Raw genomic sequence first — 22,701 nt, forward strand, 5'->3', positions numbered from 1 at the left:
GCTGCTCAAGATCCCGTCTGCTTTCATCTTTTCGGCTATTGCCTTTACGTAGTCTTCGATAAAGCTGTTCAGGCTGGATGGGCTCGGAGTTTTGGATTGGGCAGACCAGATAAGTTTGTCAGTTTTCGCGTCGAATACATTGGTTTCGAGATAGTATACGCGCTCAAGGGTATAATAACCTGGATCATAGAAGCGGCCATAGTATCCGCGGTAGTATCCCCAAAAGTTCCCCGCCCACCCCCAGGGGGCATAAGACATACCGACGTAACGTTCCTGGGTTTGTTTGTCGATGACCGCATTCGTAACGATCAGATCAGCATCATAATCTTTGATCTTTTTCAGCAACGCTTCCTTATCCCGGTTATTTTTGCTCTCAATGTCGGGAGGAAAGGCGTCAAGGCTTTTCGTTACGGTTGCTCCTGCCCCGGAAAACAACGCAGCCAGTTCGTTTTCGACCTTCTGCTTTGCCTGTAAGTTATTTGTAAGAGCAGCGACAAATACTTTCTTATAAGCCAGTGAATCCGAAAGCCCTTCTTTTTTCCAGGAACCAACAATCTGGGTTGATGTTCCGCAGGAGGTTAATATGAGGCACCATGCAAGGCCCGTCAGCAGTGATGAATATATTCTCATTTGTACTATCATTTATTTGGTTAGATAACGAATTTTAACGGGCTGTTATTTCACGCCGAAAGTCATTTTACAATCACAGGAAAGGAGTTCTTTTGCCTGTACGTTTTTTGCACGCGGTATCCCTGTATTCACTATTTACATTCCTGATAGCAACACACTTAAAAGGAAAAATGTTTAAAAAGAAAGAGGCTGAATCATGTTGATCCAGCCTCCCAGTACTATTTGCATTGATTACAGATCAGAGTTTTCCCCTGTTTCTCTCCTCTGCTCTTCCGCTTTCTTAAGCTGTTCCTCAGCTTTCTTCTGCATTTTTATGGATTTATCCTGCAGTTCAGCTACTTTTTTCTTCCATTCCGGAGAATCAAACTGCTTGCTTATTTCTTCGGCATGCTGCTTCATCGACTCAACCTGCTGTTTCCACTGCGGACTGTCGTAATACTTTTTCATTGCCTCTGCATCGACTTTTATCTTAGCAACCTGCTGTTTCCATTCGGGGCTGCTAAAATATTTCTGCAGTTCCAGCGATTGCTTTTTTACATCTTCCATCTGCTGTTTCCACTGCGGGCCGTTAATGTATTTCTTTATTTCCTCGCTTTGTTTCTTTATGGCATCCACCTGTTGCTTCCATTCAGGGCTTTTAAAATAACGACTAACGCTTTCAGCAATGGAGTCGGGCGCAACAGGAGCCACCGGTTCGACAGGCAGCACAGGCGCCACCGGAGCAACAGGCGTCACCGGAGCAACAGGGGCGACTGGATTTACCGGCGCAACAGGTAAGCTCGTATCAGCTAAGTGGGACAAATAACAATCGTTGCCTTTTTTTGAGGAAGACGTTACCGCGCTGATGCGGGGGCTTCCTGCAGGATTATCTGAAGCAGTATTTACACGTATCTCCTGCGTCTTTATTAAAGTTTTCTTAGTATCTTCTGATGGTTTAACCCATCCTACGAAGAGAACTGCTACCATTAGTCCCGTAAATACGACAGCTTTAGGCAGTCCTGTTGATTTTGAAGTTTCCATATCTGTTAATCTTTTGATCCGTTCGAGTAATGAATTTTTCTGCCCCCCTGATGCCTGCATGAGCAGATTATATCCGGCCCTTTCTCTCTCAAGAAGGAAGAGTGCCCGTGCATACGAAACCGTTACCTGGTTTTGCTTCAACACCACATCGTCACAGCAATATTCTCTTTCCTTCTTTATTTCGGAAGCAAGCACCCATGCTACCGGATTAAAGAACATAAACATTTCCATGACCCGCTGCAACAGGTTCCAGAGATAGTCGTTTCGCTTGATGTGAGCAAGCTCATGAACCAGTATCGCTTCTATTTGTTCAGTACTGAGGCTGGTAAGCGCGGCTACAGGAAAAAACACTACCGGTTTGAGCCAGCCAATGGTAAATGGCCCGCTCACTCTCTCGCCGAAAAACAATCTCACCTTGCGTGTTATTCCAAGGGTTTGCATAAGCGCTTCCAGCTTCATTTGCCAGAGTTCGTTATGATGAAGGTAACGGCGATTCTTATACCATTGTATTTTGAAGAAAGAGGTGACAAACAAAATGAGCTGAAGGATGACTCCCAGAACATAAACCGCGCCTATCTCAAAAGCATAGCGGTGAACAGTACTCTTAAAGTCAAAGATCCTGGCCTGTGGTTCCTGAAGCGGCACTGCATTGCCGGAAGCAGCTAAATGTGAACTATCTGAATACAGCAGGTACAGCCGTCCGGCAAACAGCAAAAAAGACATCGTCAAAGAGAAATACAGTACCCGGTACCTGAATACCGAATCCATCCAGGGCAATAAAAAAATAATTAATCTGGCTAGTAAATAAATTATAAGAGCCTGCCCCAGCGACTCGTACATGGCTTCAGTGAGCCCATGAACTAATTTAATAGTCTCCATCGTGATTCTATTTTTTATCCAGTTGATCCAAATATTTCTTTATCTGTTCAATTTCCTCTTTCGACGATTTTCTGTTACTCAGAGCCTGCATCACTAATTGTGTAGCTGAACCGTTGAAAACTGTGTCAATTACTTTGTTTAAAATAGTCCGCTTCGTGTGATCGGGATTCATTAAAGCATGGTATACGTGAGTCCGCGAACTCGTATCCCTGTCTACCATCCCCTTCTCATGCATAATCTGCATCAGTTTAAGAGTTGTTGTATACCCAACATCCTCTCCTCTCTCCTCAGAAAGCATTTCGTTCACGTCTCTTACCGTACAGCTCCCCTTTTTCCAAAGAACCTGTAAAATTTCTAACTCGCTGTCTGTTGGTTTTAGATTCATCATTCTACGAATATTTTCGTAATACAATTATACGAACACTTTCGTAATTAAAAAACAATTTTAACTTTTTTTAACTATCTGTTCCATAAACAACTGATTATCAATTCAAAAATTCAACAAAAAGAATATGAAGCATATAAAGGAGAGATAAAGAATGCAGAAGAAACAGCAGTCAAACAGCTGAATGATAGATAAAGCTTTGTAAGAATTCAGGTAAACTACAGGTGTTTGGCGATCTGTTGCCCGATAAAATTCACTTCAGCATCTTCCCTGAACAATGGCAGCTCTGTTTCTTCATCCAGTTTCAGCCATTGACTTTCATCGTCTTTCTGAATCTTCATATACTCCTTTCCATCTTTGAAAATTGTATAAATCCCTTCTTCTTCAGGAAATACAGAATAAGTAACGTCTTCCAGCTCTATATCGAATGGTTCTTGCATGACGCAAACTTATAGAAATTTATCCTATCGTTTGCAAATCTTTCATTATTTAAGGGAGTCAGGAAGAATTGATTAGTTTTAAGATAAATATACCTGTATGAACAAGCGTTGAGGTGTTCTGCAAGACATCCTGATCTGGAAAATTGATCAGATTCCGGCAGAGTATCAGGAGTATTTAGAATGAACCACCCCCTGCATCAGTAAGAAAACTTTTGCCGGGGCAACAGGTTATAAAGGCGTATGCAGGGAATTAATTATGATGAATTCGCCCGGACAGAACTATTGCACTGGCAGGAAAAAATGCAAAAGGAGCCGGATTTGTTCGACAAGATTTCCAAAGGAGCTCAAACAAGGATTAATAAACTTATCCCGGAGAAAGCTCACCGGATGATCACATCCACTATCCAAAAGATGGTAGAGGCAGTCTTGTTTGGTGCAAAATATACGACAGCGACGCCACTTGCTGATGTTCCTCTTCTTTTCAGGGATAACCAGATGCAGGAGCGCATCCTCTTCTACCGGCATTCGGCAGTAGCTGAAGGAGCTATCACAGGCGCCGGGGGAATCCTGCTTGGACTGGCGGACTTTCCCCTTCTGCTGGGCATTAAAATCAAGCTCCTGTTTGATGCAGCTGCTATCTATGGATTCGATGTCAAAGAGTACAAGGAGCGCCTGTATATCCTATATATTTTCCAGCTGACTTTTTCGAGCCGCAGCAAAAGAAAAGAAACATTCAGTATTCTCAGAAACTGGGATGAATATTCCCGCACCCTCCCCTCCTCTCCCGAAGAATTTGACTGGAGAAGCTTTCAGCAGGAATACCGCGATTATATCGACCTGGCTAAGATGGCGCAGCTGCTACCATTCGTAGGTGCAGCAGTAGGTGCTGTTGCAAATTATAAGCTTATTAATCAGCTCGGAGAAAGCGCTAAGAATGCCTACCGGATGAGGATCTTGTGATACCAGTCCTTTTTTACTAACTTTGTTAGCAATGAAACGATCCGGCAGTGCTGATTTACCTCTTCATTATGGCTATGTTCCCCGGTGGCTCGCTGAACGGATGGCAAAATTGGGTCTGGCCATTACCGAGTCCATTATCTGTGAATATGGAAAGCACGAAATTTTGAGACGCCTCAGCGATCCCTTCTGGTTTCAAAGCCTCGGCGCCGTGATGGGAATGGACTGGCACTCTTCAGGCATCACCACCTCCGTTATGGGGGCGCTTAAGAGGGCTGTTAATCCCCATTCCAGAGAACTGGGCATCTATATCTGCGGAGGTAAGGGAAAATACTCCAGGGAAGCACCCCGGGAACTGATGGCAGTGGGCGAACGGACCGGAATAAACGGCGACCACCTCGTAAGGTGCAGTAAACTAAGCGCAAAGGTGGATAATACAGCCGTTCAGGATGGATTCCAATTATATACGCACAACTTCATTGTCAGCGACGAAGGCGACTGGACAGTCGTACAACAGGGAATGCAAACCCATGGTTCCTCAGCCAGGCGTTATCACTGGCATTCTTCTTCTCTGAGATCCTTCGTTGACGAACCGCATACTGCCATCTGCGGGGCCAACCAGGGAAATATCCTTAACATGGTTGCCAGGGAGGCGGGCCAGTCAAGAAACGCGGTTATGACCATGACTGCGGAGAAGCCCAACCTGATGCTGGCAGAAGCACAGAAACTGGTAATGCCATCGCACCATGAAGTCCGAGCCAAAGATGTAGACCTGAAGAGACTCGGGAGCGTGTTATGGCTTGCACACGAAAAGAGGCCGGCTGATTTTGAAGAACTGCTCCTTCTCGAAGGAGTAGGGCCACGTACCCTGCAATCACTGGCGCTTGTCAGTGAGGTTATCTACGGAACACCTTCAAGGTTCAAAGATCCTGCCCGCTTCGCTTTTGCTCACGGAGGTAAGGATGGTCATCCCTTTCCTGTGCCCATAAAGGTTTATGACGAAACGATCAGCACTCTTCAAACAGCAGTACATAAAGCGAAGATGGGGAATTCCGATAAACAGGAAGCCATAAAGAAACTGAGCGAAATTGCCCGGCAGGCTGAAGCTGGTTTTCAGCCAAATGCCAATTTCGACAAGCTAATCGAAGAAGAACGTGCCGCCTCGTGGCGTTATGGAGGCCGCACGGTATTTGGTAAAGAAAAGCCTCCTGAAGGAGGCCAGCTGAAATTATTCTAAACCCGACGTAGGGTCTTTAATTTACCTCCAGGCTTTCACCATCCTGTCTTTTCCCCGCAGATCTTTCCTCAGCTCAGTTCTGAATCCCTTCTCCTCCAGCAGGGAACAGGTAGCAGGACCAAAATTCTCGTTGATCTCCAGGAATAGAGAGCCATCGCCGGCCAGGTGTTTTAACGAGAAATCCGCTATGTGGCGGTAGAATAACAGAGGATCATCATCGGGCACAAACAGGGCTGTGTGGGGCTCAAACTCAAGCACATTCTTTTGCATGCTGTTTCTTTCTGAGTCCGTAACATAAGGAGGATTGCTTGTTATGAGGTTAAATTGCGAGGAAAGGCTAAATCCATCATCCAGGATATCGCCCCGGATAAACCGGACCTCCACACCATTCATCACTGAATTCTTCAAAGCGGTTTCCAGTGCGCCATGAGAAATGTCAATTGCGGACACCTCTGCCTCCGGAACATTTTTCTTCAGCGCCACGGGAATACAACCACTGCCGGTACCGATATCCAGGATAGAAATATGTTCCGTATCCAGGTTCTGTTTTTTTCGTTCATTCACCGAAGTAAGCACCCAGTGGACCAGTTCCTCTGTTTCAGGCCTGGGAATAAGTACTGACGAATTTACCTTAAAGCGCAAGCCGAAGAAATCGGCTTCCTCCAGTACGTACTGCAACGGACGACCCAGACGCAGTTCATCGAGTATCCGGATCAGCGATGTTTCCTGCGCTAATGTTAATGTCTCACTTTTATGAAGCATATAGTAGCTTCTGGTAATGTTACATACATGCTCGGCAGCTATTGCGGCAATATTCCTGGATTCATCCTTTTCGTAAAAGGCTGGCAGCTGGCTCACGTAAATCGTTTCGATATCCCCTAGTGTCATATTCCTGCAAAGTAAAACAATGTATCCGGCTTGTCTATTTTTTCCTCTGTAAATTCAGGTACATTTGGACAGCAAAGACAAGTAATTCTCTCTTAAAGAAAATAAAACAAAGGAAATTGTTTTGATACAGGCAGAAGAAAAATACATGAAGAGGGCCATCGAACTTGCACAACTGGGTGCAGGGTCGGTAAGTCCTAACCCGATGGTAGGGGCGGTTATTGTTCACCGGGGCAAAATCATCGGAGAAGGATATCACCAGAAATACGGGGAGCCGCATGCCGAGGTAAATGCCATTAACTCGGTGCTATTCAAATATCCCCTGGCAGAAGAGATACTGAGAGAGTCTGAGATATATGTCACCCTCGAACCCTGTGCGCACCACGGGAAAACTCCTCCCTGTGCCGATCTGATTATACGTTATGGCATTCCGCACGTTATAACCGGCAGTCCTGATCCCTTCAGCCTTGTAAACGGAAAAGGAATAGAGAAACTCAGGGAGGCGGGGATATACGTAACGGAGAATATACTCCGCAGAGAATGTGATATGATGAACAGGCGTTTCCTTACCCGTATCTGGGAACACAGGCCGTACATAATACTGAAATGGGCACGGACAGCCGACCATTTCTTTGCGCCGGCCGGCGGGGCTCAAAAATGGATAACATCGCCGACATCCCGCATGCTCGTTCATCGCTGGCGGTCTGAAGAAGACGCTGTGCTGGTAGGCAAAAATACTGCACTGACAGATAACCCTGGATTGAATGTCAGGGACTGGACAGGCCGGAATCCGAAAAGGATCGTTATTGACCGTCACCTTGAGTTGCCGGCAGATCTCTACCTGTTCGACCAAAGCCAGGAAACAATGGTTTTCAACTCACAAAAAACAGAAACCCACGGAACTGTGAAATATCTCTGGCTGGAAGATTTTGATCACTACCTGCCTCAGATGCTTACCTATCAGCTTTATTTAATGGATATACAGTCGGTCATTATTGAGGGAGGGGCTAAAGTCCTCGATCTTTTTATTAAAGCCGGCCTTTGGGATGAAGCAAGGATCTTCACTTCGCAGCAACACTGGGGCGAGGGGATAAAATCACCTGAGATCCGCGGACTTTCTGCTGATAGAACAGACAGCGGCCCAGATACTCTGGAAATACTGATAAACCCTAAAAGTAAACTGATGACTGAACTCTTCTCCGCAGCAGAGACAACAAGCATTTAATCACAGATCAAATACTATCATAATCATATGCCAGTACAGCGTTACCATGAAGCACAGGTTCAAACACCCGCCCCGGGAGTTGAACGACGGATTGTCCACACCGATAAACTCCTGACCGCAGTTCTTGATTTCAGCAACGGCCCTCAGGAAGAACCGGACCCGATGCATTCGCATCCCCATGAACAGACCTGCTATATCGCAGAGGGTGAGTTAATTTTCTTTATGGAAGATGAAGAACCGCAGCACTTAAGTGCCGGGGATATGTTTTTCGTACCTTCAGGAAAGAAACATTCCATTCAGCTTTTAAGTGCTGCCGCGCGGCTTATCGACAGCTTTTCTCCTGTCAGGGAAGATTTTTTGTAAACTATTCCGGCGGTCCGTTTGTCTATTGAGAAAAAAAAAGATATGCCTTCATTCAGAACTCATTTCCCTGTAAAGAACATCCGCACGGATGTTGTGGTGACCCCGGTAGAAGAGAATACATTTGCCATAGAACTGGAAAGTACTGATCCGTTTGATGAAGAGAAGGACCCGAAAAACGAGACTGTTTCGAGTATGCGCCCCCCGAATCTGATCGTTCAAAAGACCAAAACACAGGGCTGGGTGATTCTGCAGGAAGGAACCTTCGACTTAACCAACGACGAAGTACAAGCGCTCGGCATGGCTATTGAAAATGATTATCACCGGGCTATATAATACCGGCGGGACTACCGGATAAAGAAGGTGCCCTCCTTATTCAGGGCATCTTTTATCCAGTTCGGATCCATCTTCAGCATTTCGTCCGGAAGCTTCGTAACTTCAAAAAATTTCAGCTCACAGGTTTCGTTACAGGTGAACAGTAAGTCAGGCTCATTTAAAAGTGACACCTCAAAGTAAAGCGTGACATATTGCACAATACCGTCCTCTCTTTCATATTGTTGTGATTTTGGCGACGAGTACACGCCAATGCATCTGAGCACCTCAGACCGGCAGCCTGTCTCTTCGAATACTTCTCTCAGCATAGCCTCTTCAACTGTTTCCCCGAACTCTACATGCCCGCCGATAAGGCCCCAGCGATTGCTGTCTTTTCTTCTCTGCAATAACACGTTACCATCATCGCTCTGAATCAGAGCAGCAACCGCGGGGAGGATCTTTCTCATTTCCATTAAAATAAAGGTTATCTATCCATCATATTATCCCAGGTTTCGAGTCTCCAGGCGCTGTCCCAGAACAACCATTCCAGGCGCGAAGCTGTTAAGAAAGCCCTGGTCATTTCTTCACGACGGGAGGCGGTACACTCCTCGGCCACCTGGTCGCAGATGTGAATTGCTTTCTCCACCAGTATACCAAACTCCTCGCCTGCGTAGGTATTGATCCACGTGTGATAAGGATTATCTTCGTTATCACTTAAAGAATAAATATAGTCGCCCACTTTCTTATAAATCCAGAAACAAGGCAGCAGAGCCGCCATTGCTGTCTCCACGGGAGCAAGTGAAGCGTTACTTAATAAAAATGATGTATAATACTGACAAGCAGGAGATATTGCAACTGAAGAAACCATCCCGTATTGTTCAAAGTATCCTGAATGTAGTGCATTTTCCACCACGATAGCCCCCTCGCTAAACCGAATGTAGTCCAGCATGTAGGGGGCTGGGACTCTTGATGCAATCAGGGATAATGCACGTCCAAAGTGCTCCAGGTAATTAGAATCCTGCCCGATGTAAAACTTAAACTTCTCCGGCGGAAGCGTTCCGTCAATAAGTCCCCTGATAAAGGGCATTGAAATAATCCTGATATAAACGGGTTCCGACTCCTTCCATGTAATTTCACTCCATTTCATATTTTTATCTGGCTTTGAGGGTCAAAAAAATGGTTAAGAGGTCCGTTTCCTTCCCCTGTTTTCACGTCACTGCCTTCCGCTATCGCCTGATGTACATATTTACCGGCTTCCAGTACAGCTTCAGCCAGAGGAAGACCACGCGCCACAAACGATGCTATTGCGGAAGAGAGTGTACACCCGGTTCCATGCGTGTTATTCGTATCTATGTAAGCAGAACTGATTGTAGTGGCAGTACCCATTCTGTCAAGATATATATCCTGCAACGTATCCCGCTTCAGATGCCCGCCTTTCACCAAAACGGCGTTACATCCGGTTTGCAGGATAAGGTGAGCAGCTTCTTCCATGGTTTCCGGCGACCTTACCTCCATGCCGGAAAGGATTTCAGCTTCATCAAGATTTGGGGTCACCAGTGTGGCAAGCGGAAACAGTTCTTTTTTCAGCACTTCAACGGTTTCTTTTTGAATAAGCCGGTCGCCGCTGGTTGCAACCATAACCGGATCAAGGATGACGGGCACGTCGCGGTAATCTTTTAATGTATTTGCTATAGCCGAAGCAAGTTCAGCACTATGTACCATCCCTATCTTTATTGCGGAAGGCTTCAGGTCGTCCATCACAGCCCTGATCTGCCCTGCAACAATATTAACCGGGATGCTATGTATATCCTTTACACCCACGGTATTCTGCACCGTAATGGCCGTAATGGCAGAAGTTCCAAAGCAGCCCAGGGATGCGAAGGTTTTAAGATCAGCCTGGATTCCTGCGCCGCCGCCGCTATCGGAGCCGGCAATAGTGAGAACGGTCACATATTGATATTTCTTCATAAAACAGGTCAATGAGATGATTGTAAACCTTTTTCAATTTCATTCCTCAACTGTGCTGCGGCATACTCAGGACTGTCAGCAGAACAAATGGCAGATACTACCGCAAGGCAATCTGCCCCGGCATTGATCACCTGTGCTGCATTTAACTGGCTGATGCCGCCGATTGCTACCAGAGGCTTATCTGTCATCCCCCGCATTCTCTGCACCCCTTCTAACTGCCATTCAGTAACGGTATCGGTCTTAGTAGCTGTCAGGAAAACCGGGCTTAAGGCCAGGTAATCTGCAAGCCGCGCATCTTCTGTATCTAACTGCTGCTCATACTCGATTGAAAGGCCCAGCAGGGAGCATTCAGGCCATTCCTGCTTCACCGCGGCAGGCGGGACATCTGAATTTCCCACATGTATTCCTGCCGCCCCGCATTGTTCGGCCACCCACAGGTTGTCATTAATAATCAAGGGGACATTATATTTATCCAGGATTGCCTTCAACCGTTTTGCCCGTAACAAAAAAGCGTCACCTGCAAGCCTTTTCTCTCTTAGCTGCACGAGATCCACACCTCCCTTTACCGCTTCTTCAACAACCCATAACAGATCCCTGCCTGCCATTGAGCCTTCATCTGTTACCAAATACAGACGATATGGAAACTGTTTATTCGCCATCACGTTCACTTACTTTCACAATCCGCATAAAATCCTCTTCTTTGAGCCCGTAAAGCTCATCCAGCAGGTATAACTGCAAAGTTCCCGGTCCCTGCGCTTTAGAAGCGGCAAATTCTCCGGCCACTCCAAGTAAAGCCATTGCCGAAACACAGGCAAGAAAAAGACCGGATGGGTTTACAGCAGCAAATGCACCTGTAAGAGCGGAAGCCGTACAGCCCAGCCCGGTAACACGGGACATCATCGGATGGCCGTTGTCGAGCGCTGCCGTGCGTGATCCGGAAATAATAAAGTCTGTTGCACCCGACACACATACCACAGCCCCGGAAGTCTTATTTAACTGCCTGGATACATTCACAGCATCGCTGCTTCCGTGAACACTATCCACTCCTTTTGTCGTTCCGGTCTGTGCTCCTGCTATAGAAATAATTTCAGAGGCATTGCCCCTGATTATTGAAGGTTTATGAGCCATCAGCTGTTTTATGACCTGGTTCCTGTATGGGGTGGCCCCGGCTCCAACCGGATCCAGTACCCAGGGTTTGTTCAGGCGCACAGCCTGTGACGACGCCGTCTCCATGCTCTCCACCCAGTACTCGTCCAATGTACCTATATTCACTACCAGCGCACCTGCGATTGCTACCATATCATCCATTTCAGGATAAGCGTGCGCCATCACGGGAGACGCGCCACAAGCCAGCAGTGCGTTTGCCGTGTTATTCATTACCACATAGTTCGTGATATTGTGCACAAGGGGTGCATTCTCTCTTACCTTTAAAATTTGTTGCCAGATTAACTCCTTCATTGCCTTAATACTAGATGATCGTGGCTGTGGAGTACGCTTCAACAGAGCAAGCAAGGAATACTTTTCCCTTCGCCGGAATTACCCGGATCAGGTTCAAAGGGTATTATCTCAGCTCATTTAAGAGCACCCCTAAAGCCGCGCCTAAGTTAGGAATTAAAAAATAAGGATCAAATGAATTTTAAGAGAGCTGCCTGTTTATGGATTCATTAAAAAGCTCTCCAGCGCAAGCCTGTAGCTTTCCAGACCGAATCCGGCAATGACTCCCCGGCAGTTTCCGGCCATTCTTGAAACATGCCTGAACTCTTCGCGGGCATGAACATTGGAGATATGCACTTCCACAACAGGGGTAATGATCGCAGCAATTGCATCAGCTATCGCTATCGAAGTGTGCGTGTAGCCTCCTGCGTTAAAAATAATACCATCGTAACTAAACCCCACCTCATGTAGTTTATCAATCAGCGCTCCTTCCGAATTGCTCTGGAAGTAATCGATATGGAGATCTTCATAATCTGACCGGAGCTTTTCCAGGAAAGGCTCAAAACCGCTTTCACCGTAGATGGATTTCTCTCTGACCCCCAAAAGATTCAGATTTGGCCCGTTGATTATTTGTATCTTCATCTTTCGAAATTAAAAGAAAAAAAAACACTTTCCTAATTTGTATTTTTATCGCGGTCAGACGATCTGCAATGGAACCTGATAAAGGGATAAAATAAAAAACACCCGACACGGTATGCACTGGGAAGAAGCAATCAGAGGTTTCTCAACTTTTCTTAAACTTGAGCGTTCGCTGGCTGGCAACAGTGTAGAAGCCTATATCGGGGATATTGGCAAATTGCGGCAGTTTTCGGAATCGGGGAACCAAAAAGCTCCGGGACAGCTTACGACCAGCGATCTTAAGGATTTCCTGAAATGGGTGAACGAACTCGGGATGCTAGCACCGACACAGGCACGGGTACTCTCAGGGATTAAAGCCTTTTTCAGGTTTCTCCAGTTGGAGCACGTACGGGATGACGATCCGGCCCACTTAATAGAGAGCCCAAGGATCCAGCGTAAATTGCCGGATATCCTCAGTATCCAGGATATTCAAAATCTCATCACAGCAATTGATCTTTCCACGGCCGAGGGTATGCGCAACAAAGCGATACTGGAAGTTCTGTATGGCTGCGGACTTCGCGTATCAGAACTTACCAGCCTGAAGCTTTCTAATCTGTTCCTCGACATTGAGTTTATTAAGGTTACAGGAAAAGGCAGCAAGGAACGACTGATACCTATAGGTACAGAGGCCATTAAATTTCTCAGGATATATCTGAATGAAACACGGGTTCACATCAATATAAAGCCAGGAAAAGAAGATTTCGTTTTTTTGAACAGACGGGGTTCGCCCCTCAGCAGGGTGATGGTTTTCCTGATCATTAAAGGCCTGGCCGAAAAGACAGGACTGAAAAAGCACATCAGCCCGCATACCTTCCGCCATTCCTTTGCTACCCATCTTATAGAAGGGGGAGCTGACCTTCGGGCCGTACAGGAGATGCTGGGCCACGAAAGTATCACCACCACAGAGATCTACACGCATCTCGACAGAAGCTATCTCCGGGATGTCATCACACAATATCATCCCCGCAGTTAGCACGTTCTGTATCACCTCAGGGAAGATATAAAAACAGGCGAAGACTGTGAAACTTAAAGTCTGCTGTGCTATATTCGCCGTTAATACGTTTAAGAAATTTACAGAAAACTAAAAATTGCCCGAATGACTCTCAAGCGTCAGCATAAAATACTCATGTTCCTCCTCCTTTCGGTGGTTTTCATCGCACTCGACAGGTATACAAAAGGCCTGGCAAAAGAACATTTAATGTTTAATCCTCCTCACTCCTATTTTAATGACACTGTCAGGCTGCTTTATATCGAAAACACGGGGGCCTTCTTTGGAATGGGCGCAGGGATCCCGCAGCCATTTAATTTCATCCTGCTGAGTTTACTTCCCCTGATCATGCTTACCGTATTGTTTATCTACGTGGCAGCAAGAACAAAAGAGATCAAAAAGGGAGAGTTAATTGCATTTGCTCTTATTTTTTCCGGCGGACTGGGAAATATCATTGACAGGATAATGTTCGAAAGCCGGGTAACTGATTTTCTTAATGTGGGGATCGGAAGCCTCAGAACGGGTATCTTTAATGTGGCTGATATGTGTGTCACCACCGGTGTGATCATGATGCTGTTTCTGAGCCGCGACAGGAAGAAAGCAGAGGACATAGAAAAGGAAATTTAAATGGATGCAGTAGCGGGAAAGGAAAAGAAGAAGGTGGTACCCTCTCCGTGACGGCTGGTAAACCAGATATTTCCGCCATTTACTTCTACGAATTCTTTACACAAAATCAAGCCCAGCCCCGTGCCTTTTTCATTTGCGGTGCCAATTGTCGATTGGGTACTGTCGATCTTCAGCAGGTCCTTTGCCTGGTGATTCTCAATGCCGACACCGGAATCAGACACTGAAAACACGACAGCCTGCTCCTGGTCTTCAGCCTTCACAGAAATCAGGCTCCCCGGAAAACTGAACTTCACTGCATTGCTGACCAGGTTCCGGAGCACGGTATTAATCATCTGCCGGTCGACAAACACTGCCCTGGCCGTGTTGCATATCACCTTTATTTCAATTCCTTTAGCCCTCGCACTGGTATCAGAGATCCTGCTGGCTTCATCCAGAAGTTCCGCAGGTGAAAGATGATGCTGTACAGGGGAAAGGTTTCCGGTTTGTATCCGCGCCCAATGGAGCAGATTCTCAAGAAGAGCATAGGTCTGTCTCGACGATTCATGCAGCCTTTCAGCTACCTGCTGAACTCTTTCAGCAGGTAATTTCGAAACATTTGAGGCCAGAAGCTGGCTATACCCAAGCAAAGAAGTAAAAGGGTTCTTCAGGTCATGTGCTATAATAGAAAAGAACTTATCTTTCGTTGCGTTCAGTTCGCGCAGCTCTTTTTCGGCTAGCTTAAGTGTCGTGATATCAAAACATATCATCAGATAAGTTTCCTCACCCTTCAGAGATGTAAATTCGGGGACTACCTGCAAAGAGAAAAAATGCTCCGTCCCGTCCAGATAAGAATTAAAATCAACAATTTGATTCTTCTGTGTTTCGCGGGCCTTTTGCAAGACGGAACTCAGCACTTTCTCTACGTCTTCTTTCAGCCCGATCTCAGAATATTCCAGGCCCGTAATCTCTTTCTGTACTCCCGGCAGGAATCTTCTTACCGCATTGTTCGAATACACACAACGAAGATCAGTATCAAATCTCATGATCATTTCGGGGAGATTCTCAGCCAGCGTGCGGTACTCTTCCTCTTTATCCTTTAAACCTTTGAAAATAATAGCCGAAGGATTGGTAAACCCGGTTTCTATGTTGGCTTTATAGATCAGGTAAAAGGAGATCAGTTTTGCATAGTGTCCGATCTGATTGGAGATACTATAATTGGAGATATAAAGAGTAAAACAGAACTCACCGGCAATGGTAAAAATGAGCGAGATCAGAAGGAACCTGAAAACTGATTCCGTAAAAAACCTCCTGCGTTTTAAGAGTAACCATAAAGCTCCTGTTAAGATCAGGATAATGAAATACTCCGTATAGATTTTGAACGTGGTTTGTCCCTGCCCTTCAATATAACAGACCGGAAAGATCTTCCAGCTGAGGATACTCAGTGAGATCAATACCGAAATAATGAAATAAACGACAAAGACGGTTTCGGCATTTATCTTCTTTTTGTTATCAAGCGAATAGAAGCCAATGAAGAGCGTCACAGCCTCCAGAAACCTGGTTGCCACCCAAAACTGGTTAGCGTAAAACTCATTTGTCCGGATAACCTGCATTCCCGTATAGGTGAGCGTGTGCAACAGATCAAGACAGCCTATAAAGAAATAAGAAATACCAACAAGAAACAGATAATTATTGTCGAGGATGCGACGCGAGTTCCATGTAATGATGAAAACGGCAAAAGCCACAATAATAGACAGGAGCTCAACAATAGTATGGAATAAGAGGTAACTCTCACGAAGGCTCAGGAAAAATATCAGTGACAGTGCACCGGTTGCAAACAAAGCACGATACCAGCCGGAAGTAAAATTTCTTAACCCAAATTTCAATGCTTATACACTAGATGACAAACTTATGTAAAATCACAACATATCCTGAGAAAAACTTAAAAACTTCTTAGCCCTCCGGCAATGCTTAATCATGATTCTTGTTCCATTTGAATTTGAGCTTGCCATCTTCTTCATCCGTTGCCAGTATATGCAGCACAATCCCCTTCATCCTTCTTTCTTCAATTTGTTTTTTATCTGTAATCTTCTCGTCCTTTCCCGGATTACGGAGAGGGACATCGAGTGCTATATTGGTCCCTCTGTTCAGTGCATAAGTTCCGGCAACATTCATATTTAAAACGCTTGAGCTGATCTTCATCGGGTTGATCCGTATCTTATCTCCCAGAAGATCAAATTTACCGTTCAGATTTGAGAATGTAATACTATCCAGGTTTCTGAACGGGAAAGCAAATTTCGCCACGCCCTGCAGGGGCGGAAACTTAATGAGTTCTCCCCTCTTAAGATCAAAGATGACAGAGCCCCGGAAAGAACGGGGCACAATTTTACCTTTATCAGAAATCGCACCTGATACATTCGTTTTTGAAAACAGGTAGCCCTTCAGGTTTTCATGAGTAAGAGTTTGCATGCCAAAGTTATCGAATGCATAAAAGAACTGACGGATATTTACATTCGAAACGCGGGCATTTATTGCAAACCTGTTCAACGAAGCACTTTGATTAACAGTCCCGCTTAACCGCAGAAAGCCTCCGGCATGTCGTACCTGGATATCCTCTATATGGATCCCCCCTTCCGACATGGTCAGATTAGCCCTGGCATCCGAGGCGGTGAACTTATTAAAGATGAGTTTGTCAACGCGGAGGTTCATCCCGATCCGGCTTCGGTCGAGGACATTATTCAGTTGTTCGATAAAATCATTCCGCCCTCTTTTTTTCTTTATATGGACAACGCGCTGCCTGGCGGCAAGCAGTCCCAGAAATTCACCGAGATTGACGCGGGGGCTGGTTATATTACAGTTAAACAGCATCTTTTCCGGCGCCGTATAATAAAGGTTCATGAAATTACGCACAGTTCCGTTAATACGTAAAATGCTGCTGCCGCTCTGCACCCTGATATCTTTCAGCTGGAGATCGTTGGATGTAAAGTGTAAAAGAACATCACTGTTTTTAAAATTCAGTTTCCTGGGGATATAATCTGCATCCGCACCACGAATGGCTATGGTACCTGTAAAAATAGGCTTACTCAATTCAAAGTCGGCAATGCTTGCCTTGTAACGGACGTTAATATCCGCCGACCCCGAATTAAACTTCAGCAGTTCCTCTCCGAACACCGCATTGAGCTTCTGCAAGTTAAACCGGCTTTTAAAAGTCCCTCCGGCCTGGGGCTTTACCAGGTTATTAATGTAAAGAGTATCCATCTCCACCGGGATTCCCTCGTACGTTCCCGTCATCTGAAAAAGCCTGATGATGGAATTTTCATCTGTATTTCCCTTCCCGTTTATGTAATGATTTGAGTAAATCCCGCTGAAACTGCAATTATCCATGATCCCTCCGGGCGAGCTGAGCACATTATTCTTCACCTTGCATGATACATCTATTGATGGCTGGGATCCCGGCCCCATATTTCCGGCGATCACTGCATTTACAGCAAAGGGGGCTGTAAGATCGAACATATTTAGCTTTTTGGAAATATTAGGAGCCAGAAGCGACGCAGCCCGTTTCCATATCAGTTTGTCTGAATCAAGGGTGATAACGAACTCCACCGGCTTTTTGGAAGTACTGAAATGGCCACCTAATACATAAGTATCTCCGCCTATTTCCACATTCTTTTTCTCTGCTTCTATCACACCGGTTTTGGCGCTATAGGTAAGTAAGAATCCGCCTTTGAGGCGCTTATCTTTAAGGAAGCTTCCTTTCTGAGTGTTAAAGGCAAGGTCTCTTACAAGAATGTCAGCATCAGCTTTGGCTTTCCATCCGGAACCACGATGGTTTACATTCGCCGTAAGGCGGGGGACTACAAATCTGAACATCTTCTTTCCCGCCCTATTGTCAAGCGTAAAATTAACGTTAACAAAAGCAAACCGGTTAATTTCAGCCGAAAGACTTCCTCCCTTCTCTTTTGTTTTTTGCTGTTCACCAGTTTTGAAAACGGATGTATTACTGTATCCAGTGTTGTTGGTAAAAAGATAAATATCAGCGCCTTTTACCGTCATTCTGTTGATCCTCACGGTGCCAGTGAGCAAAGCCAGCACGTTCAGGGAGACATCCATTTCTTTCGCATTCAGAAGTGTATGCCTGTGCAAGTGCCAGAGGCTATCCCTTACCGTTACATTCTTCAAATTAACCGAGACTCCGGGAAAGCCCTGGAGAAGTGACGGTTCTATACTTCCGATTTTTACTGTACCATTTACATTATCGTTTAACGATTTATTAACCGCTACGATAAGACTCTCCTTATTCTGATTTACATAAACAGCAACTCCTACATAAAGCAAAAAGATCAGGGCTAGTAAGATGGCAAATATTTTAAGTGTGATTTTCGGCCACCGGTGCATTCTCAACATTTATTAGCAAAAGAGCACTTGCGCTTCTTTTGTTTGATCAGTTGAGAAAAAAGCAACAGAAAAGGGCTCCTTTTCGGGAGCCCTGCTTCTGAGATACGTAGATATAAAAAGTATGTCGTTATTTCGTATACAGATTCTTTGTTGTTCTGTAGCCTGAATGATCAGAATACCAGTCTGCATATTGCTTTCCGCCAGAAGCCGCCCATTCATCAAAGTGCGTGTACCCTTCCTGTATAGCTTTTTTCTCTACCGGATATATAAACGGGCCAAAGAAATCAAGAGCGAAAGGTCTGTTCGTTGCTGTTATATAATATCTGCCCTTTGACGGGTCTGAATCGTCAGCAATAGTTTTTAACAGTTTAAGATCAGCCAGGTCTGTTGGGACATGATTAACCAGGTGAATTTCCCTTCCTCTTGTTAAATCACTGATCATAAAAGGGTTAAAAGGAGCAGCCGCAGTAAACTCATCAGGCAGTACCGAAGTGAAGGCGACTTCCAGTTTAAACACATCACTACTGAGCTTCGGCTTGTCTGAATAAGTATTCACATACGAAGACGAAGCTCCGAAAGCAGCCCTGTAAGTATCAAAAGGAATCAATACAGCTTTAGACTGACCTGCCTCTGTCCCGTTCGAAGCCATTTGAATATAGTTCCCGGCATGTTTGTAACCGGTGACAGAACTAACCTGTCCGGGTGCCAGAGGTAATTGTACCCCGAAGCCATTCTGGAAGGAAGCACCGGCAGCCAGCGGCTTAAACTCACCGTCCATATTGACGACCTTATTATTCGAGTTTATCGCAAACTTATACCGGTAAGAGACCACCAGGTCGTTCAGATCATAATCCCCTTCCGCAGGCCACTGATCTTCAAAAGCTGTAGTTCCCCATACCAGCTTACTTGGGTAATACCTGTCGTATGCCCGTGTCGGATCGTTGGGATATTCATCCGTAAAATCAGGAACGCCGTCTTTGTCGGTATCTTTTACGTTTTCTTCCAGATATGGGATATCTACAGGAGAGATCGCTTCTACAGGATTAGACTGAGCATAAAAAACCAGATCATTAAAATCGTTATCACTCGAATTACCCTCTCTGAACTGATCTTCAAAGCCGATGATGAACGTATGTTTCTCTGCATTATGCAACAAAACATTATGACGTTTTTTACCATTATTCTCCTCGGGGTTCAGCTCTTCGTTAGTGTAAAAGCGGCGGGCGTTTAAGTTAACAGACTTGTCACTATTGTAAGCATCCTGCAGCAATACAAAACCGATCGTTGTTCCGGCTTCAAACCTTCCGATCTTCACTTTATCGCCCGACACCATTCCTCCTTTACTGTTTCGGTAAGAGGCATTCAGTAAAATAACATTAATCTTGCTTATTTCAGCAGGCGTTTTGGGGTCCTGGCCTGTCGGATACGTATAATATCCCAGAACGTTCCTGTAATCCGCTCCTTCGTGCAAAAAAGAAATCCATACGTCAGCGAGCTGTGTGATCTTGAGATTTGCAGGTGCCTGGCTGTTCAGGTATTTCGCCGGAACAGAATTCTTCTTCTCCGGCAGCACAGCAGTTACCTGATCCAGGAGTCCCGACACATCGTCAGGGGTTACCAGGGCCAGGGGCCTTCCATCTTTATCAAAATCTGCCGTATTATAAATTACGTTGGGTCCAACACTTGAAGTAACAGCCGAAACTTTGAAAGAAGCAGATGCTTTAGCTTCATAACTGCCGTCGATATTTCCGCTGGAACCATTTTCGCCTCCGATAACCGCACTGATAGCATTCGCACTGATGTAGGCTTTCGCATTCCGGAGTAAACCAATATATGCCGGATCGATTATAAGTGTATCTGTGACCGAAGGTACTGTAAGAGTGGTACGGACATAGCCGTTGTTGTCACTCAAAACCTTAGTCAGCTCAGCTCCTTCACTTACATTTCCCGGATTATAGATAGAGACCAGCACGCCGCTTATAGGCTTTTCGTTCCTTGAAAGAAGCCTGACCGTAACATCAACACTTTTCGTTGTACTGTAATCAAACCCATCAGGAGCAGCTTTTTCACCTGCGTCAACAGGATCTGTTCCAGATGACATTTCTTTCCTGCATGAACTAACTGTTAGTCCGGCAAGCGTCATCGCTAATAGTAGTAATTTTATTTTCATATATGTATTTTAAAGCATAATGGCAGTTTGCCAGGTCACACCCTCCCCACGGCCTCTTTAAAAGAAAGAATGATACCAGAAAGAAAAACATAAAATAACTAACTAAAAAACAACTACTTACACATAAACAAAATCAAAACAATGTCCCTTCGGCTCCACGGTTTGGGGAATTTTGCACTCAGTCCCGTCGTACTTGTCCGTATACTTAAAGACATATAAAGAACCCAGTATAAAAAATCTGGCAGACCCGGCGGGAATGAAATATCAGGATGGAGAAAACTATATTTGAACATATAGTCTTTTATTAAAGCTACCGCCAGAAAGATCTTGTATGAGAGTTGTGACCATTACATCGCCAGGAGGGCCTGAAGTACTGCGGATTGCAGAAAGGCCTGTCCCCGCACCCAGGGAAAATGAAGTCCTGATAAGAATAAAAGCCGCAGGAATAAACAGGCCGGATCTCTTTCAGCGGAAAGGGAACTACCCTGCGCCCAAAGGGGTGCCGCAGGACATCCCCGGTCTTGAAGTGGCCGGTATTATCGAGGAATGCGGACTGGGAACAGAACGCTGGCGGCCGGGCGACAGCGTCTGCGCCCTGCTCGGCGGTGCGGGATATGCCGAATATGCCGTAGTTCATGAAGGGCACTGTCTCCCTCTTCCCGGAAACAGTTTTACAGAAGCCGCCGCCTTACCCGAAACCATCTTTACTGTATGGCATAATGTATTTCAATCCGGCCGCCTTAAGCAGGATGAGAACTTCCTGATACACGGCGGGGCCGGCGGAATCGGCAGTACCGCCATCCAGCTTGCCCGGTGCTTCGGAGCACAGGTCTTCGCCACTGCAGGTTCCGACGAAAAATGCCGCTTATGTGAAGATCTTGGCGCCTCGCGTGCTATTAATTATAAAAAGGAAGATTTTGAAGAAATACTGAGAGAGGAAGGAATAGATGTCATTCTTGATGCGATAGGAGGCGACTACATCACAAAAAACATCAGAATACTTCATCCCGGCGGGAGGCTTGTATTTATAAATGCAGTAAAGGGCGGGCGGGGAGAATTTGACGTCTTCGACATCATGAACAGACGCCTCGTGATCACCGGCAGTACCTTGCGGCCGCGCGACGCAGCGTTTAAAAAGTCGCTGGCAGAAGAAGTGGAAAAACATGTATGGCCTCTGATCCGCAGCGGCCAGTTCCGTCCGGAAGTAACCGCCACTTTTCCGCTCGAAGCAGCGTCAGAGGCGCACCGCCTGATGGAAGACAACAGCCATGTCGGCAAAATAGTTCTGCTTGTGTAATTTTGTGATCAGTACCCGGCAGCAAATTGCTCCGCTCTTCCCGGATAACAGCTTACCCGGTTAAGTTAATTAACTGAAATACAATATTCTCTTAATACAGCACCCGTATCTTTGTTGTGGCATTGATTGTGCTTGAATATGCAAACAAAAAGGATCATGATAATGTTGTACTATTAGTAAATCACTAGCCAGATAACCATACCAAATAATCTTAAAGAAAATACTTATGAATTTAAATGAATATACATTGGAGCGTTTTGCCAATCAGCATAAGACGATCAAGAACTATATAGATGATCTTCCCCCGGAGGCGATTTACAACCGGTTGAATCCCGACAAGTTTTCGATCCATGAAACGATTGCTTACCTGACAAGATACCAGCACATTTTTATAGACAGGCTTAACAGGATTACGAATGAGGTTAACCCTTATTTTGAGATCTATAAGCCCGAAACCGATCCTGACTTTGCCTTTACCTGCGCAAAGACGACTGGTTCCCTTCTCCATGAAATGTACAGGCTCAGAGGAAATCTTTGCCTGATGCTGGAGGAGATGCCTTCAGAACATTATGCGCGGGTAGCTACCCACGCCGTACTGGGACGGATGGCTGTTAATCAATGGACTGAATTTTTCCTGCTTCATGAGTCAAGTCAGCAGTTCAAGATCTTCAAACTGGCCGGAAGCTTTTGGTCTATGCAGGTTGAAAAACACCCTGATATCATCTATTTGCCGCGCCTGACTAATTATATCGACGAACTCGCTGTTTAGTAACAATTTTTCTTTTCCACGGAACCCCTGGCCTGCCTCTTTCGTATACAGATCTTTCTAACTGTATAT

General features: G+C 45.5%; 23 protein-coding genes and 1 riboswitch. Of the genes, 9 read left to right on the plus strand and 14 right to left on the minus strand.

The features are described 5' to 3' along the window. The 4 genes from DDR33_RS04585 to DDR33_RS04600 form a co-directional block, all read right to left on the minus strand. Positions 1 to 630 (minus strand): DUF4136 domain-containing protein (locus DDR33_RS04585; protein WP_158280633.1); only part of this gene is annotated, 630 nt, incomplete at its 3' end. 231 nt (positions 631 to 861) lie between these two features. Then, positions 862 to 2,529, minus strand: coding sequence for a M56 family metallopeptidase (locus DDR33_RS26440; RefSeq protein WP_109414602.1), 1,668 nt, complete (start codon positions 2,527 to 2,529; stop codon positions 862 to 864). 7 nt (positions 2,530 to 2,536) lie between these two features. Beyond that, positions 2,537 to 2,917 carry a BlaI/MecI/CopY family transcriptional regulator gene (locus DDR33_RS04595; RefSeq protein ID WP_109414603.1) on the minus strand — a complete coding sequence of 127 codons (381 nt, stop codon included), beginning with the start codon at positions 2,915 to 2,917 and terminating at the stop codon, positions 2,537 to 2,539. Between the two features lie 215 nt (positions 2,918 to 3,132). Next, positions 3,133 to 3,354 carry a hypothetical protein gene (locus DDR33_RS04600; RefSeq protein WP_109414604.1) on the minus strand — a complete coding sequence of 74 codons (222 nt, stop codon included), beginning with the start codon at positions 3,352 to 3,354 and terminating at the stop codon, positions 3,133 to 3,135. A gap of 240 nt (positions 3,355 to 3,594) precedes the next feature. On the opposite strand from DDR33_RS04600, the gene DDR33_RS04605 reads away from it, so the two are divergent. Both DDR33_RS04605 and DDR33_RS04610 read left to right on the plus strand, forming a co-directional pair. Beyond that, positions 3,595 to 4,314, plus strand: a complete 720-nt coding sequence (locus DDR33_RS04605; RefSeq protein WP_109414605.1) for an EcsC family protein — start codon at positions 3,595 to 3,597, stop codon at positions 4,312 to 4,314. A 31-nt stretch (positions 4,315 to 4,345) separates the two neighbouring features. Continuing rightward, positions 4,346 to 5,548 carry a DUF763 domain-containing protein gene (locus tag DDR33_RS04610; RefSeq protein WP_109414606.1) on the plus strand — a complete coding sequence of 401 codons (1,203 nt, stop codon included), beginning with the start codon at positions 4,346 to 4,348 and terminating at the stop codon, positions 5,546 to 5,548. 21 nt (positions 5,549 to 5,569) lie between these two features. Here DDR33_RS04610 and prmC read toward each other — a convergent pair whose 3' ends face one another. Further along, entirely contained in the window at positions 5,570 to 6,436 is an 867-nt protein-coding gene (prmC, locus tag DDR33_RS04615; protein ID WP_109414607.1) for a peptide chain release factor N(5)-glutamine methyltransferase, read from the minus strand. 124 nt (positions 6,437 to 6,560) lie between these two features. Here prmC and ribD point away from each other — a divergent pair, with 124 nt between their 5' ends. From ribD to DDR33_RS04630, 3 genes are read left to right on the plus strand one after another with little or no spacing between them, the layout of a single operon-like run. Continuing rightward, the gene (gene ribD, locus DDR33_RS04620; RefSeq protein WP_394341101.1) at positions 6,561 to 7,658 is read left to right on the plus strand and encodes a bifunctional diaminohydroxyphosphoribosylaminopyrimidine deaminase/5-amino-6-(5-phosphoribosylamino)uracil reductase RibD; all 1,098 of its coding nucleotides are present in this window, start codon (positions 6,561 to 6,563) and stop codon (positions 7,656 to 7,658) included. 27 nt (positions 7,659 to 7,685) lie between these two features. Then, complete coding sequence (locus tag DDR33_RS04625; RefSeq protein ID WP_109414609.1) at positions 7,686 to 8,021, plus strand: cupin domain-containing protein; 336 nt, start codon at positions 7,686 to 7,688, stop codon at positions 8,019 to 8,021. A 42-nt stretch (positions 8,022 to 8,063) separates the two neighbouring features. Beyond that, positions 8,064 to 8,354, plus strand: coding sequence for a hypothetical protein (locus DDR33_RS04630; RefSeq protein ID WP_146198699.1), 291 nt, complete (start codon positions 8,064 to 8,066; stop codon positions 8,352 to 8,354). An 11-nt stretch (positions 8,355 to 8,365) separates the two neighbouring features. Here the strand turns inward: DDR33_RS04630 and DDR33_RS04635 are convergent, their stop codons facing one another. From DDR33_RS04635 to aroQ, 6 genes are all read right to left on the minus strand, one after another. Further along, the gene (locus tag DDR33_RS04635; protein WP_158280634.1) at positions 8,366 to 8,797 is read right to left on the minus strand and encodes an NUDIX domain-containing protein; all 432 of its coding nucleotides are present in this window, start codon (positions 8,795 to 8,797) and stop codon (positions 8,366 to 8,368) included. 17 nt (positions 8,798 to 8,814) lie between these two features. Continuing rightward, complete coding sequence (locus DDR33_RS04640; protein ID WP_109414612.1) at positions 8,815 to 9,477, minus strand: TenA family protein; 663 nt, start codon at positions 9,475 to 9,477, stop codon at positions 8,815 to 8,817. After that, entirely contained in the window at positions 9,474 to 10,298 is an 825-nt protein-coding gene (thiD, locus tag DDR33_RS04645; RefSeq protein ID WP_109414613.1) for a bifunctional hydroxymethylpyrimidine kinase/phosphomethylpyrimidine kinase, read from the minus strand. Before thiD ends, DDR33_RS04640 begins: the two co-directional genes overlap by 4 nt. An 8-nt stretch (positions 10,299 to 10,306) precedes the next feature. After that, positions 10,307 to 10,957, minus strand: a complete 651-nt coding sequence (gene thiE, locus DDR33_RS04650) for a thiamine phosphate synthase (protein WP_109414614.1) — start codon at positions 10,955 to 10,957, stop codon at positions 10,307 to 10,309. Beyond that, complete coding sequence (gene thiM, locus DDR33_RS04655; protein WP_109414615.1) at positions 10,947 to 11,756, minus strand: hydroxyethylthiazole kinase; 810 nt, start codon at positions 11,754 to 11,756, stop codon at positions 10,947 to 10,949. Before thiM ends, thiE begins: the two co-directional genes overlap by 11 nt. A 47-nt stretch (positions 11,757 to 11,803) precedes the next feature. Beyond that, positions 11,804 to 11,897, minus strand: a riboswitch (TPP riboswitch). Between the two features lie 54 nt (positions 11,898 to 11,951). Next, positions 11,952 to 12,374 (minus strand): type II 3-dehydroquinate dehydratase, encoded by a 423-nt coding sequence (gene aroQ, locus DDR33_RS04660; protein WP_109414616.1) that lies wholly within the window; start codon positions 12,372 to 12,374, stop codon positions 11,952 to 11,954. Positions 12,375 to 12,486: 112 nt separating this feature from the next. Between aroQ and xerD the strand changes: the two genes are divergently transcribed. Together xerD and lspA are read left to right on the plus strand one after the other, a co-directional pair. After that, complete coding sequence (gene xerD / locus DDR33_RS04665) at positions 12,487 to 13,383, plus strand: site-specific tyrosine recombinase XerD (protein ID WP_109414617.1); 897 nt, start codon at positions 12,487 to 12,489, stop codon at positions 13,381 to 13,383. A 123-nt stretch (positions 13,384 to 13,506) separates the two neighbouring features. Then, positions 13,507 to 14,025 carry a signal peptidase II gene (gene lspA, locus DDR33_RS04670; RefSeq protein ID WP_109414618.1) on the plus strand — a complete coding sequence of 173 codons (519 nt, stop codon included), beginning with the start codon at positions 13,507 to 13,509 and terminating at the stop codon, positions 14,023 to 14,025. On the opposite strand, the gene DDR33_RS04675 is transcribed toward lspA, so the two are convergent. The 3 genes from DDR33_RS04675 to DDR33_RS04685 all read right to left on the minus strand — a co-directional run bounded on the left by DDR33_RS04675 (position 14,022) and on the right by DDR33_RS04685 (position 20,566). Beyond that, the gene (locus DDR33_RS04675; RefSeq protein ID WP_109414619.1) at positions 14,022 to 15,887 is read right to left on the minus strand and encodes a sensor histidine kinase; all 1,866 of its coding nucleotides are present in this window, start codon (positions 15,885 to 15,887) and stop codon (positions 14,022 to 14,024) included. The two genes, lspA and DDR33_RS04675, sit on opposite strands and share 4 nt — an antisense overlap. An 85-nt stretch (positions 15,888 to 15,972) precedes the next feature. Further along, positions 15,973 to 18,405 (minus strand): AsmA family protein, encoded by a 2,433-nt coding sequence (locus tag DDR33_RS04680; protein WP_238387665.1) that lies wholly within the window; start codon positions 18,403 to 18,405, stop codon positions 15,973 to 15,975. Positions 18,406 to 18,523: 118 nt separating this feature from the next. Then, positions 18,524 to 20,566 (minus strand): LruC domain-containing protein, encoded by a 2,043-nt coding sequence (locus tag DDR33_RS04685; protein ID WP_109414621.1) that lies wholly within the window; start codon positions 20,564 to 20,566, stop codon positions 18,524 to 18,526. A gap of 331 nt (positions 20,567 to 20,897) precedes the next feature. On the opposite strand from DDR33_RS04685, the gene DDR33_RS04690 reads away from it, so the two are divergent. Both DDR33_RS04690 and DDR33_RS04695 read left to right on the plus strand, forming a co-directional pair. Continuing rightward, on the plus strand, positions 20,898 to 21,863 hold the full coding sequence (locus tag DDR33_RS04690) for an NAD(P)H-quinone oxidoreductase (protein WP_109414622.1): 966 nt from the start codon (positions 20,898 to 20,900) through the stop codon (positions 21,861 to 21,863). Between the two features lie 226 nt (positions 21,864 to 22,089). Continuing rightward, a complete protein-coding gene (locus tag DDR33_RS04695) occupies positions 22,090 to 22,632 on the plus strand; it encodes a DinB family protein (protein WP_109414623.1) in 543 nt (180 codons plus the stop codon). Positions 22,633 to 22,701: the final 69 nt, after the last annotated feature.

This window comes from Pararcticibacter amylolyticus (assembly GCF_003130405.1).
GTDB lineage: Bacteria > Bacteroidota > Bacteroidia > Sphingobacteriales > Sphingobacteriaceae > Arcticibacter > Arcticibacter amylolyticus.